Genomic DNA, 17553 nt, shown 5'->3' with positions numbered 1-17553 from the left:
CTTAGTGAATGTTCTTTGTTGCGATCGATTTTCCCTGCAGGAAGAGCAGGAGGTAATCCCGTCCGCCCGCCTTCGAATCCGTGCCGCTCATGTTGAAACCGCCGAAGGGATGCACGCCGACGAGCGCGCCGGTGCACTTCCGGTTCAGATACAGGTTGCCGACGAAGAACTCCGACTCGGCGCGTTTCAGCCGCTTCGCATTCTTCGAGTACAGCGCGCCGGTCAGGCCGAACTCGGTGTTGTTCGCGATCTCCATCGCGTGATCGAAGTCGCGCGCCTTGATGATCGCCAGCACCGGACCAAAGATCTCTTCCTGCGAGATCGTCGCCTTCGGATCGACATCCGCGATGACCGTCGGACGGATGAAATACCCGCTGTCGCCGACCTTCATGCCGCCGGCGACGAGGCGGCCGCCTTCCGCAAGGCCTTTCCGGATATAGCCCAGGATGCTCTCCTGCGAACCTTCGTTCACGACCGGGCCCATGGAGTTGCGCGGGTCCTCGGCATCGCCCAGGGACAACGTCTCGGTCCGTTTCGCCACCGCTTCCACGAAACGGTCGTAGACCTTCCCGACAACGATCGCGCGCGAGCATGCGGAACACTTCTGCCCCTGGAACCCGAAGGCCGATGCCACCGTGCCGGCGACCGCCGCATCGAGATCCGCCGTCTCGTCCACAACGATGCTGTCCTTACCACCCATCTCCGCCACGACGCGCTTCAGCCAGACCTGTCCGGGCTGTACCTTCGCAGCGACCTCGTTGATATGGATGCCGACCTCTTTGGATCCGGTGAACGAGATGAAGCGGGTCTTCGGATGCAGCACCAGTGTATCGCCCACGGCCCCGCCGGGGCCGGAGACGAAGTTCAGCACGCCCGGGGGAACCCCGGCTTCCTGCATGATCTCGACGAATGCCCAACCGATGCGCGGAGAATCGCTGGACGGCTTGAGCACGACCGTATTGCCTGCGACGATCGCCGCGGAGGACATGCCGGCGAGGATCGCGAGGGGGAAGTTCCACGGCGGGATAACGACGCCGACCCCGAGGGGGACGTACACCAGTTTCCCCTTTTCGCCGGGATTCTTCACGACCGGATGTTCTTCGCCGTACCGCAGCATCTCGCGGCCGTAGTACTCGAGGAAGTCGATGGCCTCGGCCGTATCCGCATCGGCCTCAGGCCAGGTCTTGCCGACCTCGAGGATCATGATCGCGTTGAGGTCGAACCGCTTCTTCTTCATGATGGCCGCCGCCTTGAAGAGGACGGCCGCACGCTTTGCCGGTGCAACGGTCTTCCACTGCTCGAACGCGGCGAGCGCAACGTCCATCGCCTTGTTGGCAAGAGTGGCATTCCCCTTCTGGAAGACGCCGACCACTTCGGCCGGGCGTGAAGGGTTGAACGACTTGAATTTCTCATCCAGCCGGATGTGCTCACTGCCGATCAGAATGGGAAATTCCTGGCCGAGCCCCGACTTGATCTTCTTCAGGGCATCGAGCTGTTTCTTCTTGTTGGCCGGTTTGGTGAAATCCAGGACGGGTTCGTTGGAAAACTTGGGAATCGCCATACGTTCCTCACACAATTGGGTGGTACGCCAGGTCGCAGGTCCCGAGCGGGAGAGAATGCTCAAAGTGCTCTAAGGTACGGAAAATGAGCAGGATTAGCAAGAAAGCCGGCGGGCGGCCAGAAGGGTGTTCTGCATCAGCATCGCGATGGTCATGAGTCCGACACCCCCCGGGACCGGGGTAATGGCAGAAGCGACCTCCGCAGCCGATGCAAAATGCACATCCCCGACGTTGCGGTACCCTTTGGGAAGCGAAGGGTCGTTGATGCGGTTGATGCCGACGTCGATGACGACACAGCCCGGTTTGAGCATTGCACCGGTGATGCTCTCCGGCCGGCCGACGGCGGCGATGAGGATATCCGCCTGTTTGATGAAGGGCCTGATATCCTTCATGCCGGTATGGGCGATGGTGACGACCGCATTGGCCCCCTTCGCCTTCTGCAGCAGGATGTTGGCAATGGGCTTGCCGACGATGTTACTGCGCCCGACGACGACAACGTGCTTGCCGCCCGGATCGTTGCCGCTGCGGACGAGCAGTTCCTGGATGCCGGCGGGGGTACAGGGGCGGAGGCATTCCATGCCGATGACCAGCCTGCCCACATTGACGGGATGGAACCCGTCCACATCCTTGCGCGGGTCGATGGCTTCGATCACGCGCTGCTCATGGATATGTTTCGGGAGGGGCATCTGGACAAGGATGCCGTGCATGAGGGGATCGGCATTCCAGGCGTGGACCTGTGCGAGGACGGCTGCCTCGGTGGCGTCGGCCGGCATCCGGATCGTCTCGGAGTGCATCCCGAGGTCCGCACAGGCCTTGCCCTTGGAGTTCACATAGGTCTGAGAAGCGGGATCTTCGCCAACAAGGATGACGCCGAGTCCGGGGCGGACGCCCTTCTCCCTGATCAGCTGCGCAACGCCTTCGCGGACCTCATTCTTGATCTGTTCGGCGACGGGTTTCCCCTCGATGCGCTGCGCTGCCATGGGTCCTCAGAAAGCTGGGAAGATGATGTGTTCTGCGGAGAGAGCCTTGCCGGTGGCGGGGTCGGCCTTCACGAGCAGGCCACAGAGGCGGACATCGTTGCTCGCCACCTCATACTTGTGCGGGGTCCCCAGCACGAGGCGCTTCAGCGCCGCTTCCTTCTTCATCCCCAACACGGAATCGTACGGGCCGGTCATGCCGACATCCGTGATGAACGCGCTGCCGCGGGGGAGGATCCTGCAATCGCCCGTCGGCGTGTGCGTGTGCGTCCCTGCGAGCGCCGTGATCTTGCCGTCCAGGAACCACCCCATCGCCATCTTTTCCGCCGTCGCATCCGCATGGAAATCCACGAACACGATCTTCGTCTCTTCCTGGATCTTGCTCACCGCCCATTCGGCGGAGCGGAACGGATCGTCGATGGCCTGCATATACACGCGGCCCTGGACATTCAGCACCCCGGCCTTTCCCTTTTCGCCGAGGTCCACGACGATGAATCCATTCCCGCCATTGTCGCGCGGATAGTTCAACGGACGCAGGATGCGGCGGTCGGAACCCAGCACCTTCCGGCTGTCCCAGCGGTCCCACACGTGATTGCCCGTCGTGATCACATGCGCGCCGAGAGCGAAGATGCGTTTCGCATGTTCTTCGGCGATGCCTTTGCCTTCGGTGACGTTCTCGCCATTGACGATCACGAGATCGACATCATGCTTCTTGATGAGGCCGGGGACAAGGGTCTCCGCGATCTCGAGGCCGGGGGTCCCGACGATATCACCGATAAACAGAATATTCATGTGGTCCGGAGGTGGAAGACTACACAGCTGGGGTGAACTTGGCGACCTCTTCAACGATCACGTCAACGATCTCGGATTCCTTCACCTTGCGGATGACCTCGCCCTTGCGGTACAGGATGCCGACACCTTTGCCTGCAGCGATGCCGATGTCGGCCTCGCTCGCTTCGCCGGGGCCGTTGACGACGCAACCCAGGACGGCGATCTTCACCGGCTTCTTCACTCCCTCCAGACGCTTCTCCAGCTCTGCCATGATGCCGAACAGGTCCACTTCCAGCCGCCCGCAGGTCGGGCAGGCGATGAGTTCCACGTTGCGTGTGGCAAGGCCGAGGGTACGCAGGATCTCCTTGCCGACCTCCACTTCCTTCACGGGCTCGTCGGTGAGGGACACCCGGATGGTATCGCCGATGCCTTCCGCGAGGAGCGTGCCGATGCCCACGGCCGACTTGATCGTGCCGATCTTCGTCGTACCGGCCTCGGTGACACCGAGGTGCAGGGGGATGTCGGTACGCCGGGCCACAAGGCGATACGCCTCGATCATCAGGCGCACGTCGGTGGACTTCACCGAGATCACGACGTCGCGGAAGCCGAATTCATCGCAGATGCCGACGTGGCGCATCGCGCTCTCGAAGAGCGCTTCGGCGGTCGGATAGCCGTGCTTGGTAAGGATGTCCTCTTCCAGCGAACCGGAATTGACGCCGATGCGGATCGGAATGCCGCGGTCTTTCGCGGCCGTGAGCACCTCGCGGATGCGGTCCTTGCTCCCGATGTTGCCGGGATTGATGCGCACCTTGGCGACGCCGGCCTCGATCGCCTTCAGGGCGAAGATATGATTGAAATGAATGTCGGCGACGACAGGGATGGGCGACTGCGTGACGATGGCCGCCATGGCTTCGGCGGCTTCCTTCTCATTCACCGTCACGCGGACGATATCGCAGCCGGCCTCGGCCGCTCCCACGATCTGTGCGACCGTTCCCGCCACATCGGCGGTCTTGGTCTTGGTCATGGTCTGCACCGACAGCGGTGCGCCACCGCCGATGGCGATGCCGCCCACGAGCACGCGGCGTGTCGCACGCCGCAGCGCGCTGAATTTCGGTTCACCGGATCCCGGCGTGGTCTCCGCCAGGTTCGTGATAGGGATCTCCATACGCTCCATTCCGCTCAATGCATCCGTCTGCTTGCTTCGTTCAGGATCCGTTTCTCATCTTCGGACAGGCTCTGATAGCCGCCGGTACTGATCTTATCCAGGATGGCATCGATCACCTCCTGGTTGACCTCATCCTTATTCTTCGGCCCCATCGGTTTGCCGGTGGAGATGTCGTAGAATTTCGCATCGCGCACCTCTTCGCCGCCGGATTTCCGGACGCGTGCGCTGCCGGAGAACGGCAAGGATTCTTCGCCCTTGAAACCGATGGTCCACTCACGCAGCGGGATCATGCCGAGGTCGACGGCCATATACAGGAAGCCAACGAGCGCGCCGCCGAGATGTGCGAAGTGTGCCACCCCGTTCTCGGTCCCGAGAACACCGTTCAGTACCTCGGCGCCGATCCAGAATGCCACGAGGTATTTCGCACGGACAGGGAACAGGAAATACACATAGATGGGCCGGTCCGGGAACAACATCGCGAAGGCGATCATCACCCCGAACACCGCGCCCGATGCCCCGACGGTCCCGCCCAGATGACCGATGAGCGGTGCCATGAGGAAGTCCACGACCCCCGCACCGATACCGCACACCATATAAAAGATGAGGAATTTCTTCGACCCCCAGGCGTTCTCCATCTCCATGCCGAACATCCACAGCGCCAGCATGTTGAACAGCAGATGCAGGAAGTCCGCGTGGAGGAACATGTACGTCACGAACTGCCAGGGCCAGAAGGACGGTGACCCCAGGCCATGCAGGGCAAGCAGGTTGGTGAGGTCCTGGAAGACATAGTGCCCCCCGATGGTCAGGGGGGCGAGAAAATACTTCAGGAGGAGCAGAATGACGGCGTTGCTGATGATCAGTGCTTTGATCACCGGCGGGAACATGCTGAATCCCCCGAAGAACGCGGGGCGGTAATAGGAACCGGACCGCATGGATCCGTACGACGACATCGTTCTACTCCTCCTTTGCTACGGTGTCAACACCACGACAGCGTGAATGGTTCACTTCGTATCGAGTGCGGCCAGCCCGGGGAGATTCTTCCCTTCGAGGAACTCGAGGGAGGCACCGCCGCCGGTGGACACATGGGAGACAGCCGTTTCGAAGCCTGCCTGCGCGATCGCGGCCGCGGAGTCGCCGCCACCAACGATCGTCACGGCACCGTTCTTCGTGACCTCGGCAAGAAGCTTCGCGATCTCCAGCGTACCGTTCGCGAAGTTCGGCATTTCGAACACGCCCATCGGACCGTTCCACACGATCGTCTTGGCGCGGCGGAGTTCCATGCTGATGACCTTCACGGTCTCGGGGCCGATATCCAGGCCGCGCCAGCCGGCGGGGATCTGGTGCACGGGCACGATGCGCCGCTTTGCGTCATTGTCGAACTTGTCGGCGATCACGCAATCCACCGGCAGGATGAGCCGCTTGTTCTTGCTCTTCGCGGTCTCCAGGATCTCTTTGGCGAGGCCGAGCTTCTCCTGCTCGACGAGCGAATCGCCCACCTCGAGGCCCTGTGCGGCGAAGAAGGTGAACGCCATGCCGCCGCCGATCACCAGGGCATCGACCTTCGGCATGAGGTTCTGGATCACATCGATCTTGCCGGAGATCTTCGCGCCGCCGAGGATCGCCATGTACGGGCGGGCGGGGTCGGCCACAGCACGGCCGAGGTATTCGATCTCCTTCTGCATCAGGTAGCCGGCGACCGACGGCGTGAGGAAATGCGTGATGCCTTCGGTCGAGGCATGCGCACGATGGGCGGTGCCGAAGGCATCGTTCACGTACACATCGCCAAGCGACGCGAGTTCCTTTGCGAATGCTTCCACGTTCTTCTCTTCTTCGGCATGGAAGCGGAGGTTCTCCAGGAGAAGCACCTGTCCGGGCTGGAGCGCATCGACCGCAGCGCGCGCAGGCCGGCCGACGCAATCTTCGGCGAACTTCACATCGGTCTTGAGCAGTGTCGCGAGGTGCTGGGCCACCGGCTTCAGCGAGAATTCCGGGGTCGGCTTCCCTTTCGGGCGGCCAAGATGGCTCATGAGGATCACCGCGGCGCCGGAGGAAAGGAGTTTTGTGATCGTGGGCAGCGACTCGACGATGCGCTTGTCGTCGGATACCTTGAGGTCCGGCGTCATCGGCACGTTGAAGTCCACGCGTACGAGTACTTTCTTGCCCGCAAGGGCGATGTCATCGATCGTCTTCGTTGTCATGGTCAGAGGTTCCTTGGGTTCAAAAAAAAGTGCGGCTACCGCACCCTGGTCGGGCCCGGCAGCCGCAGCGTCGTCATGGATGGATCAAGCGATCTTCTTGAGCAGATCGATCACGCGGCACGAGAAACCCCACTCGTTGTCGTACCATCCGAAGACCTTCACCGTCGACCCCTGGGCCATCGTCAGCTTCGAGTCGAAGATGCAGGAGTGCGAGTTGCCGATGATGTCCACCGACACCAGCTCTTCCTCCGAATACTCAAGGATACCCTTCAGCGTCGTCTCTGCTGCCGCCTTGATGGCCGCATTGACCTCTTCCTTCGTGGCCGGCTTCTTCAGCACGGCGACGAAATCGGTGATCGATGCATCCGGGGTCGGGACGCGGAGCGAGAAGCCGTCCAGCTTGCCCTTCAACTCCGGGATGACCTTACCCACGGTGCGGGCGGCACCGGTGGTGGTGGGGATGATCGACAGTGCCGCGGCGCGCGCACGGCGGAGATCCTTGTGCGGGAGGTCGAGCAGGCGCTGATCGTTCGTGTAGGAGTGGATCGTGGTCATGTAGCCATGATCCAGACCGAAGGTCTTGTGGAGCACGCTGACCATCGGGGCAAGGCAGTTGGTCGTGCAGGAGGCGTTCGACACGAACACTTCCTTGCCGGTGAGCACATGCTCGTTCACGCCCATCACGACCGTGGCATCGATCTCATCCTTCGCCGGGGCGGTCAGGAGGACCTTCTTGGCGCCGGCGGTGATGTGCTGCTGCAATTTCTCACGGCTCGTGAACACGCCGGTACCTTCGACGATGATATCGGCACCGAGTTCTTTCCACGGCAGCTTGGCAGGATCCTTCTCCGCAAGCACCTTGTACTTCTTGCCATCGACCACGATGCCATCGGCGTCTGCCGTCACGGTACCGTCATACTTGCCGTGGACGGAATCATATTTCAGCAGATAGGCCAGCGTCTTTGCATCGGTGAGATCGTTGATCGCAACGACGTTGAAACCGCCATCCTTCAGCATGCGCCGGAAAACCAGGCGGCCGATACGACCGAATCCGTTAATGCCTATGTTAATTGCCATGGGTAACCTCCTGAGTCCAGAAATGAAGTGTAATTGCTTGCTTTGGGGTACGGAAAACAGTCAAATTCTAATTAATTTAGCAAGCTTCAGGACCATTGTCAAGGAAAGCTGCTCTGCGAGGGCAACGGCTGCCACGTAGACCGCATCGGCACGGCCAACACGAAGAGCCGCAGCACATGCCCGGGTGGTAGCACCTGTGGTAAGGACGTCGTCGACGAGAAGTACCCTTTTTCCCCTCAATGAACCGATTTTTGAGGGTGGCACCATGAATGCACCCTGAACATTCATCTGCCGGGCCGTGTACCCGAGCGTCGTCTGTGAATCTGTCCACCGCGTGCGGCGCACGGCGCGTGGCCACACCGGCTTCCTGACCACTCCCGCGATCCCCCGCGCGATGCTCTCCGCCTGATTGTACCCCCGCTCCCTCTGCTTGGAACGATACAATGGAAGCGGAATGATGAGGTCCACTTCATGGAGCCACGGGGTCTCCATCGCAGCCACACCCAACCGGGATCCCAGCTCACGGCCGACCCCGGTCAGACCTCCGTATTTCAACGCATGCAGCAGATCCTGCACCGGGCCGCCGGAGGCAAAATGATAGAGGGCGACGAGTCCCGTGCACACGTCATCGCTGCACAGCCGGGATCGCGCGAGGATGAAAAGAGGATCGGAGGGTGTTACAGGGCGGACCCGTGCCTGACAACCCGGGCACAAGAGGCCACGGTGATGGTCGAGAAGTGTCCCGCAGCAATAGCAGGACGGAGGGAAGACAAAATTCCGGAGTGCCGCGGACCACAGGAATCCGGGAGCCATGGTGGAGACCTCCTTGCGTACACACCACAGCTACACGCCCCCGGCGGGCTTTCCGAGTCACCCCCCCTGCTTTTTTTTCGCGGACGCGTCCATTGCTTCAAGCTTGGTGATCTCATCGCGCAGGTCGGCTGCCCGCTCGAACTCGAGGTCCTTCGCCGCTTTGTTCATCTCCGCATTCAACTCTTCGAGCAGGTCCGAACGCTGCTCGGCGGTGAGGTAGCGGATGACCTGCTCCGCGACCTTCGGCATCTTTGCCCGTTCACGCCGCGCATCGCGCTGTGCCTTCACATCGGCCACGGCCGTGGCTGCCAGGACCTCATTGATGCTCTTGTAGACCGTGGTCGGAGAGATCCCGTGCTCGACGTTGTAGGCGAGCTGCTTCTCACGCCGCCTGCTCGTCTCGTCCAGCATCCGCTGCATCGAACCCGTCACGGTGTCCGCGTACATGATGACCCGTCCGCGGACATTGCGTGCCGTACGCCCCGCGGTCTGGATCAGGGAGCGCTCCGACCGCAGGAACCCTTCCTTGTCCGCATCCAGGATCGCCACAAGCGACACTTCCGGCAGGTCCAGCCCCTCGCGGAGCAGGTTCACGCCGACGAGCACGTCGAAATCGCCCAGGCGCAGATCGCGCAGGATCTCCACGCGCGCCAGCGCATCCACCTCGGAGTGGATGTACCGGACCTTCACACCGATATCCACCATGTAGTCCGTGAGATCCTCGGCCATCCGTTTGGTCAGGGTCGTGACCAGCGTGCGCTCTTTCAAGATCGCCCGCGCCCGCACTTCCGCGATCAGATCGTCGATCTGGTTCTTCACCGGACGGATCTCGACCTCGGGATCGACCAGGCCGGTGGGACGTATGACCTGCTCCACGATCACGCCGGCCGACTTCTGCAGTTCGTAGTCCGCCGGTGTGGCACTCACAAAGATCACCTGGGGGACCATCCCTTCCCACTCGTCGAATGTCAGCGGACGGTTGTCCAGGGCCGACGGCAGGCGGAACCCGTGCTCGACCAGCGTGGCCTTCCGCGACCGGTCGCCGTAGTACATCGCGCCGATCTGCGGAACGGTCACGTGGGATTCATCGATCACCACGAGATAGTCCTTCGGGAAGTAATCAATGAGGCACGCCGGACGTGACCCCGGCGGCCGGCCGCCGATGTGGCGCGAGTAATTCTCGATGCCGGAGCAGTAGCCCACCTCCCGCATCATTTCAAGATCGAACCGTGTGCGCTGCTCCAGCCGCTGGGCCTCGAGCAGTTTCCCCAGCTGCCGCAGTTCCGCCAGACGCTCCTCCAGCTCCACTTCGATCCCTTTGATCGCACGATTGAGGGTCTCGCGCGACGTGACGAACTGCTTCGCGGGATAGATCACCTCGTACTCCGCCTCGCCCAGCACCGCGCCGTCGAGCCTGTTGATGTACGAGATCTTTTCGATCACGTCCCCGAAGAAGGCGACCCGGATGGCCTCCTCATTCTCCGATGCCGGGATCACCTCCACGACATCGCCGCGCACGCGCATCGTGCCGCGCACGAACTCGAAGTCATTGCGCGTATAGAAGATGTTCAGCAGTTTGCGGAGGAGCGTGTTCCTGTCCATCCGCTCCCCTTTGCGCACGACGACGATCTGGCTCGCCCACTCTTCAGGTGCGCCGATGCCATAGATGCAGCTGACCGATGCCACCACGATGACGTTCGCATCCCCGCTCAGCAGTGCACTCGTGGCGCGGAGCCGGAGGCGGTCGATCTCGTCGTTCGTGGACGCATCCTTCGCGATGTAGGTATCGGTCGTGGGAACGTACGCTTCAGGCTGGTAGTAATCGTAATAACTGATGAAGAACTCGACCCGGTCCTTGGGAAAGAACGACTTGAACTCACTGTAGAGCTGGGCGGCAAGGGTCTTGTTGTGCGACATCACCAGGACGGGTTTGTTCGTCTGGGCGATCACGTTCGAGATCGTGAACGTCTTTCCGCTCCCCGTCACGCCCAGCAGCGTCTGGTAACGGTCACCGCGCAACACGCCTGCCGTCAGTTCACGGATCGCCTCAGGCTGGTCGCCGGAAGGCTGGTAGTCCGATTGGAGTGTATAACCCATCGCGCGACACCTCTCCCCTCTCTGTTCTCAGTTCCCTTTTCGTGCGGCCGGGCGTACAACGTAGATCGTGCCGTGTGTCCGGCCGGTGGCATCCTTCACGGGCCGCGCCCGGACCGCGACATCTTTCCGGCTTCCGTTGCGTGTGACCAGCCGGCCGGGGACATCCTCTCCCGACATGATATTCGCGACCGACGCACCGTCGATCTCCAGAAGGTCGGCAAGGTTCTTCCCGATCACATCCACGCCGTCCCGTTCCGCCATGTCCGTGGCCGGCCCATTCAGGTACGTGACGATACTCAGCGGATCGACCGCGATCACGCCCGCGGCGAGGCTTTCGAGGATCGTGCGCAGGCGCGATTCCGAGGCGCGCACCAGGATATCCTGCCGATACCGTTCCACCTCCATGGCTGTGCGGGGGGCGATCCCGGCAACCAGTTCCGTCGCCCTGACCGGGTCAACGAGCCGCTTGTCATCCATGATGAACACGTGCCCCACCGGCGTCCCCGTCGAGGACAAGAGCGGCACCCCCAGATAGCTGCGGGCACCCATCGTCACGAGCGCTTCCATGCGCGGGAACAACTCGGCCACACGGTCCGGGTAGTGCACCGGCTCGCGGTTCTCGTACACGGCCTCACAGGTCGTGTCGGCAAGATCGTATTCGAATTGCGGCAGGAGTGCGCCGTTGGCGATGTACGCCAGCGACCGCACGCGTTCGGCGGGTTGATAGACCGCTTCCGAGAGCAACACATAGCGGACCTGGAGGATCTGCGCCAACGCCGTGACGAGTCCGACGAAGTATGCCTCGCCCGTCAGGGCGCCGACGGCGCGGAACAGGGAATCGCGGTCGCGTTCATGCTGGAAACGTTCCGTGACATCACGTGAGATCACCACGGAACGGGGGCCGTCGAGAGGGCCAGAGCGGACCGGGGAGCCGACCGACTCCAACATGCGAACGCCCCCGCGGTTGTCCATGACACGATACGCGCAATGGACATCCTTCCCCTCCCGGAGTCCGGCAAGGAATGCCGAGGTCACACGCGGACGGTCTTCCGGATGGACATCGACGAACATGACGGTGCCACGAAGGTGTTCAGGTGCATCCAGGATCTGACGGTGGGCGGCATTACTATAGAGCCGCGTCCCCCGCGCATCGAGCATGGCGATGAGGTCTCCGGCATGATCCAGGACATCTTTCATCAGTTGGACATCACCCTGGTGCGGGCCGACGGTCACCGATGGCGGTGGCGGGGCAGCCACAGGCTCGAAGACGGGTGGAGGCGCAGGGGCCGGTTCCGGGACCACGCGGGCAGCGGCGCGGGCAAGGACGTCGGCGACCGCCGCGCCGATGCGCTGGATGTTCTTCCGGGTGATGACGTCGCTGGCTCCGGCCTTCATCCATCCGACGAGCGACTCTTCGGATCCGGTGGGAGTGAGCAGCACCCAGACGACCTCCGGGTGTTCGTTGCGGACGGTCGCCATAAGGCCGGTCACATCCAGCCGGGGGATGGATGCATCGGCGATGATGCAGTCCGGTGTCACCGACCGCATCGCGCTGACGAACTGGTCCTTCGCGCCAGCCCGCTGGATGGTACAACGGATATGCGCCTTCCGCAGCTGCATTTCGATCACCTCCGCGTCGGTGGGATCGTGCACGAGAAGAAGGATGCGTGTTTCGCGTGACACTGACGGCTCCTTGGTTGCCGGAGGCATTGCCTACCGGCTGTGGGTCGTGATGGTTTCGAGTCCGTGCGCTCCCGGACCCCGTTCGTGACGGAGAAGGAACAAGGACATCAGGACACCCGTGATGCCAAGTCCCGTAAAGATCCACATCCCGGGCACATAGCCGCCCGGATTGGCGGCGCTGGCGCCCCATGCGTCGTTCGCCCAGCCAATGGCAAGATTGAATGCGGCGAGGCCGATATTCTGGACCATGGTCATCAGGCCGTACGCGGTACCGAGCCGCTCCTGTCCCACGATGTACGCAACCGACGGCCACATCACCGCCGGGATCAGGGAGAAGGCCGTGCCCATCAACGCCATCGGCACGTAGAGCGACACGGAGGTGTAGGCCATGAGGAGGTATGCGGGGATCATGAGGAACGATCCCCACACCATCAGCGTCGCCCGGCGCCCGAATCTGTCCGCCGCAAGGCCGAAGAGAGGTGTCGCGATCATGGCGAAGAGGGTGAGGATGCTGGAGAGGAACCCGCCGTGTTCACGGGTGGTCCCGTGCGCCTCCATGAAGAATTTCACCGCGAAGGTCTGGAATGGGAAGACCGCGGAGTAGAACACCACGCAGAGGGCCACGATGGCCCAGTACGACGTGCCGAAACGGAGGAGTTCCGAGAGCACCACTTTGTCCTGTGCCCCGCCGGCACCCAGGTCATAGCGTTTGGCGGCCGTGGCCTCCAGGCCCCAGTAGATCACGGCTCCGGCAACACAGACGACGCCGGCGCCCACCGAGACGAGCAGCGGCAGACGCCAGTCCGAATACAAGGAGGACGCCCAGCCCGGTGAATTCAGTGCAGCGAAGGATCCGATCCGGGCGATCGTCAGGTTCATGCCGAAGGCGAAGCTCAGTTCTTTGCCGCGGAACCAACGGGCGATGGCCGTGGTCACCGCGACGATCAGGGATTCCGCACCGAGGCCGAAGATGAGCCTGCCGGCGGCCATGACCTCGAGCACCGGGGCCGCCACGGTGACGGCGGCGCCGATCAGACACAGGAGCGCAAAGAGCATCGTGGAGATCTTCACGCCGATACGATCGATGATCATCCCCCCGATCAGCACCATGAAGATGTTCGGGATACTGTAGATCGCGTTCAGGAGCCCGATGTCGCCATCCGAGAAGCCGAGCTGCTGCTTCAGCACATCGGCCAGCGGACTGATGCTGTCGTAGATATAGTAGTTGCCGAACATCGCGAGGCTGATCAGGACCAGGACGGTCCACCGGTACCAGCGTGGCGGCATCGGAAGCGCTCCGGAGGGAGCGGGAGAGATCTCAGCGGTGGTGGTCATGCATCCCCGGAACGAGTGGTGTGGTTGATCGCGTCAATGTACAAAATGCCTCCGTGGAATCAAACCGCTTTGTTCACTGCTGCCATTTCTCCAATTTGCTCCGGAGCGTGCTGCGCGGAAGCTCGAGCAATCGTGCGGCGGCGGCGACGTTGTCCCCCGACTGCTCCATCGCCTTCATGATGATCTCACGTTCCCGTTCTTCCATCAGTGCGGTATAGGACGACGGGTTCGCGGTGGCATCCGCGGGCACATCCCCGGTCGCGTCTCCGAGGGTTTCATGGAGGATGTCCTGGACCGCGAGCGAATCCGACAGCGCGATGATCCGCTCCACGAGGTTCTCCAGTTCGCGGACGTTCCCGGGCCACGCATACCTCCGCAGGTCATCGAAGCTCTGCGGCGACAGCAGACGGAATCTGTCCTTCGCCCCGTGCTTCTCGAAGAAGTGCGCCACGAGCGGGACGATGTCTTCTTTCCGCTGACGGAGCGGAGGGATCATCACCGGGATGATATTCAGGCGGTAGAACAGGTCCGGCCGGAAACGGCCGGCCTTGACCTCATCCTGCAGTTCCACCTTGCTGGCCGCGAGGATCCGCACATCGACGGGGATGATGCTGGATCCGCCCACGCGGACGATCTCCTTCTCCTGAAGCACCCGGAGCAACCGGGGCTGCAGGTCCATCGGCAGATCATCGATCTCGTCAATGAAAAGCGTCCCCCCCGCGGCGCGCTCCACATAGCCATCGTGCCGCCGGATGGCGCCGGTGAACGCCCCCTTTTCGTGGCCGAACAATTCACTTTCCAGGAGCGACGCAGGAAGCGCGGCACAGTTGAGGGTCACGAACGGGCGGTCCCTCCGTGGACTCAGGTCATGGAGTGCACGCGCCACCAGTTCTTTTCCCGTACCGCTCTCCCCCCTGATCAGAACGGTATACTCGCGGGAGGCGACAGCACGGATCGTCTCCGAGAGCTTTCGCATCACCGGCGAATCTCCGATGATGGGGCGCTTTTCGATCTGCTGGATCTTCTGGCGCAATTGCTGGTTCTCGTCCATCACCCGCCGGAACTCATTCAGGTGACGGAGAATGCTCAGCAATTTGTCCGGAGCGAACGGCTTGACGAGATAATCATAGGCGCCGAGTTTCAGCGCCTCCACCGCGGTATCCACAGTCCCGTACGCGGTCATCATGATGACGATCGTCTCCGGGGAACGGGCCCTGGCATCGCGGAGGACATCGAGGTCGCCGGCACCGGGCAGCCGCAGGTCAGAAAGAACGAGCTCGAATGTCTCCGACGCCAGTTGGGAGAGTGCCGCATCCCCGTCGGCGCACGCCGTGACGGCGTGCCCATCCTTTTTCAGGAGATCGGCGAGCGTGATGCGGTGGATCTTCTCATCCTCAACAACAAGGATCTTCATCGGCCCCTTCCCTCGACTGGCAACTCAACACTGAAATCGGACCCCTTTCCCTGCTCGCTCCGCACCCGGATGCGGCCGCCGTGGGTCTCGACGATGCCGAGGCTGACCGACAGCCCCAGTCCGGTCCCCTCTTTCGGCCCTTTGGTCGTGAAGAACGGATCGAAGATGTGCGCCAGGTGCTCCGGATCGATCCCCATCCCGTCGTCCGTGATATGCACAGCCACGATGCCGTCGGTGCATGCCGAAACGAGAGTGATCCGCCCCCGCTCCTCCACCGCATCGATGGCATTGAGGAGGATATTCATGAACACCTCGGCGAGGAGCTGGGGATCACCGGTCAGCACCGGCAGGCCCTCCGCAAGGTCCGTATGCAGGACGATCTTCCGTTTCTTGATATTGTAGTCGACGAGGCGGACGACCTTCATGATCACGGCATTGATGTCCACCGGTTGCATGCTCGCCGGCTGCTGGCGCGCGAACCCGAGGAGCTTCTGGACGACCGTTTCAATGTACTCCATCCCCTCCTTCATCAGCGAAAGGTAGAGCCGTGTCTGGGTATAATTCTCCGGCTCACGCTCGATCGCATAGAGACAGTTCTTCAGACCGGCCAGCGGATTGTTGATCTCGTGCGCGACGCCGGAGGCGAGACGCCCGATCGAAGCGAGTTTCTCAGCGTGGGCGATCTGCTCCTGCACGGCAAGGAGCTCCCGCCGCGATTGGGCGAGGCGTTGACGCAGCAGGCCGAAGTGGTGCAACAGGAAGCCGATCTCATCCGAGCGCCGGGCGACAGTGACCATCTCCTCCGACTCCAGGCCGGTCCGGTCCATGAGCACAACGAACTGATGCAGCGAATCCGTCAGGCGCCCGATCAGCAGATAGAGGATGATCAACGTCGTCGCCGTCGTCCCCCAGGTCAGCGCCATGAGGAGAAAGAACAGGGACCGGATCTCCCGGTGGGTGGTCTCCGCATCGAAGGCGACGTGCACCACTCCCCAGCGCTTCCCACCCACACTGAGGGGCTGGGCCGTTTCCAACACCCACCCCTGGTGATCGTCATGCGAGATCGCACTGATCAGCCGGTCGGCCCGCAGGATGGCAGCCTTGAGTGTATCACCGATCGGATGCCCTGCCATCGCATCATTGCTATGGGCCAGGATCGTCCCGTTGTTGTCGATCACCGCGATCCAGCGGAGGCCGGGGATCGTGAGCCCGAAGCTCCGCACGTTCCTCTCGAGAAGGTCCTCCAGGGGTGGGTCTTCCGATTCACCATAGAGGAAGGCATCCGTGAGGGTGATGGCGATGGCACGGGTCACGCCTTCGGCATTGTGCCGTTGATTCTCCACGATCATGACCCGCCATTGGTACAGGATGCTCATGGAGATCACGGTCATCAGGAGCGCGGTGATGCCCCCGATGATGAGCATGAGGCGCGCCTTCAGGCTCAGGCGGACGGACGTGGTCATGGGCGCTTCCCTCCCCGTCCCTGGAGCAGACCACGGATGCCGTTGAAGTCCTCCTCGGTCGCCTCCGCAAACCCATACCGGAATTCCTGGTCCCACTGTTGCACGAGTTCTCTGTCATACGATCGCCGCACGTCGATGTCGAGAAGCGCTGTGCGTATCGCCCGGACGATCGCGGTATCACAATCTTTCCGGACGACGAGGGGCGAACCCGGGATCGGTGACGAAGAGAGGACGATGCGGATATCCCGGTTGGTGAATTCCCGGGCCACGCGCTCCTTCACCACGCCGGCATCGAATGCCCCGCGCAAGACCTGGTACACCACCGAATGGTGGTGAGAGAAATGGCGGACGACAGGAGCCTCGTCCGGGCCGAACTCCGCCAGCGGGAGCCAATTGCCGGAGAATGAATCCTGGGATGGCAGGGCAAGCCGCTTGCCCGCCAGGTCGCGCACATTCTGGATCGGACTACCGGAACGGGTGATCAGCACGGAGCGGGAGAGAGGCTCGCCATTCTCATTCAGCGGCTTGAGAATGGCCTGCACGCCGAACTGATCGTGTGCCCGGACGTAGATGTAGGTTCCCAGGAAGGCAGCGGCGGTTTCCCCCCGCACAAGGCGATCCACGGCTTCCTGATATGAGCCCGCCGGCCGGAGCTCAAAGATGTACGGAGTTCGCTCCGTAAGATAATCCATGATCGGCTGGTAGCCGTGGTAGATCACCGGTGGAGGATATCTCGAAACGACGCCTATGGAGAGCACGGGTTTGCGGCTGACTGCCGATGATCGCTGGCCGGGCGGAGATGGGGGGAATCCCTGCCCGATATCGGTCGTCCAGGAATAGAGAATGAGGCTCGCAACGCCGAGGAACAGGACGATGATAAGAAGGAGGGATGCGGCGCGGAGGCGATGCTGCATGGCTGCTCTTTAATAGATGATACGTGAAGATACCAGCCTCGCCCTCCATATGCAATGGAAAAGGCGAAAAACCGTCACCCGAACGGC

At 62.1% G+C, this 17553-nt stretch carries 14 protein-coding genes; all 14 read right to left on the bottom strand.

The features are described from left to right. Position 1: 1 nt before the first annotated feature. The 14 genes from pruA to IPI01_05955 all read right to left on the bottom strand — a co-directional run bounded on the left by pruA (position 2) and on the right by IPI01_05955 (position 17466). A complete protein-coding gene (pruA, locus tag IPI01_06020) occupies positions 2–1561 on the bottom strand; it encodes an L-glutamate gamma-semialdehyde dehydrogenase (protein MBK7257354.1) in 1560 nt (519 codons plus the stop codon). Positions 1562–1654: 93 nt separating this feature from the next. Continuing rightward, positions 1655–2539, bottom strand: coding sequence for a bifunctional 5,10-methylene-tetrahydrofolate dehydrogenase/5,10-methylene-tetrahydrofolate cyclohydrolase (locus IPI01_06015; GenBank protein ID MBK7257353.1), 885 nt, complete (start codon positions 2537–2539; stop codon positions 1655–1657). 6 nt (positions 2540–2545) lie between these two features. Further along, entirely contained in the window at positions 2546–3328 is a 783-nt protein-coding gene (locus tag IPI01_06010; GenBank protein MBK7257352.1) for a TIGR00282 family metallophosphoesterase, read from the bottom strand. Positions 3329–3347: 19 nt separating this feature from the next. Then, positions 3348–4472 (bottom strand): flavodoxin-dependent (E)-4-hydroxy-3-methylbut-2-enyl-diphosphate synthase, encoded by a 1125-nt coding sequence (ispG, locus tag IPI01_06005; GenBank protein ID MBK7257351.1) that lies wholly within the window; start codon positions 4470–4472, stop codon positions 3348–3350. A 14-nt stretch (positions 4473–4486) separates the two neighbouring features. Then, positions 4487–5404, bottom strand: a complete 918-nt coding sequence (locus IPI01_06000; GenBank protein MBK7257350.1) for a rhomboid family intramembrane serine protease — start codon at positions 5402–5404, stop codon at positions 4487–4489. A gap of 69 nt (positions 5405–5473) precedes the next feature. Further along, positions 5474–6670 (bottom strand): phosphoglycerate kinase, encoded by a 1197-nt coding sequence (locus tag IPI01_05995; GenBank protein ID MBK7257349.1) that lies wholly within the window; start codon positions 6668–6670, stop codon positions 5474–5476. A gap of 84 nt (positions 6671–6754) precedes the next feature. Then, the gene (gene gap, locus IPI01_05990; protein ID MBK7257348.1) at positions 6755–7747 is read right to left on the bottom strand and encodes a type I glyceraldehyde-3-phosphate dehydrogenase; all 993 of its coding nucleotides are present in this window, start codon (positions 7745–7747) and stop codon (positions 6755–6757) included. Positions 7748–7807: 60 nt separating this feature from the next. Continuing rightward, entirely contained in the window at positions 7808–8560 is a 753-nt protein-coding gene (locus tag IPI01_05985) for a ComF family protein (GenBank protein MBK7257347.1), read from the bottom strand. A gap of 57 nt (positions 8561–8617) precedes the next feature. Then, positions 8618–10657, bottom strand: a complete 2040-nt coding sequence (gene uvrB / locus IPI01_05980) for an excinuclease ABC subunit UvrB (GenBank protein MBK7257346.1) — start codon at positions 10655–10657, stop codon at positions 8618–8620. 27 nt (positions 10658–10684) lie between these two features. Further along, entirely contained in the window at positions 10685–12340 is a 1656-nt protein-coding gene (locus tag IPI01_05975; protein ID MBK7257345.1) for a PAS domain-containing protein, read from the bottom strand. A 30-nt stretch (positions 12341–12370) separates the two neighbouring features. Continuing rightward, positions 12371–13675 carry an MFS transporter gene (locus tag IPI01_05970; protein MBK7257344.1) on the bottom strand — a complete coding sequence of 435 codons (1305 nt, stop codon included), beginning with the start codon at positions 13673–13675 and terminating at the stop codon, positions 12371–12373. 73 nt (positions 13676–13748) lie between these two features. Continuing rightward, positions 13749–15089, bottom strand: a complete 1341-nt coding sequence (locus tag IPI01_05965) for a sigma-54-dependent Fis family transcriptional regulator (protein ID MBK7257343.1) — start codon at positions 15087–15089, stop codon at positions 13749–13751. Beyond that, positions 15086–16552 (bottom strand): hypothetical protein, encoded by a 1467-nt coding sequence (locus tag IPI01_05960; protein ID MBK7257342.1) that lies wholly within the window; start codon positions 16550–16552, stop codon positions 15086–15088. The genes IPI01_05965 and IPI01_05960 overlap by 4 nt, the downstream gene beginning before the upstream one ends. Continuing rightward, entirely contained in the window at positions 16549–17466 is a 918-nt protein-coding gene (locus tag IPI01_05955; protein MBK7257341.1) for a PhnD/SsuA/transferrin family substrate-binding protein, read from the bottom strand. Before IPI01_05955 ends, IPI01_05960 begins: the two co-directional genes overlap by 4 nt. Between the last annotated feature and the right edge of the window lie 87 nt (positions 17467–17553).

It is taken from the genome of Ignavibacteriota bacterium (assembly GCA_016707525.1).
GTDB lineage: Bacteria > Bacteroidota > Ignavibacteria > UBA10030 > UBA6906 > JAGDMK01.
This window is presented reverse-complemented; position numbering and strand designations above follow the sequence as displayed.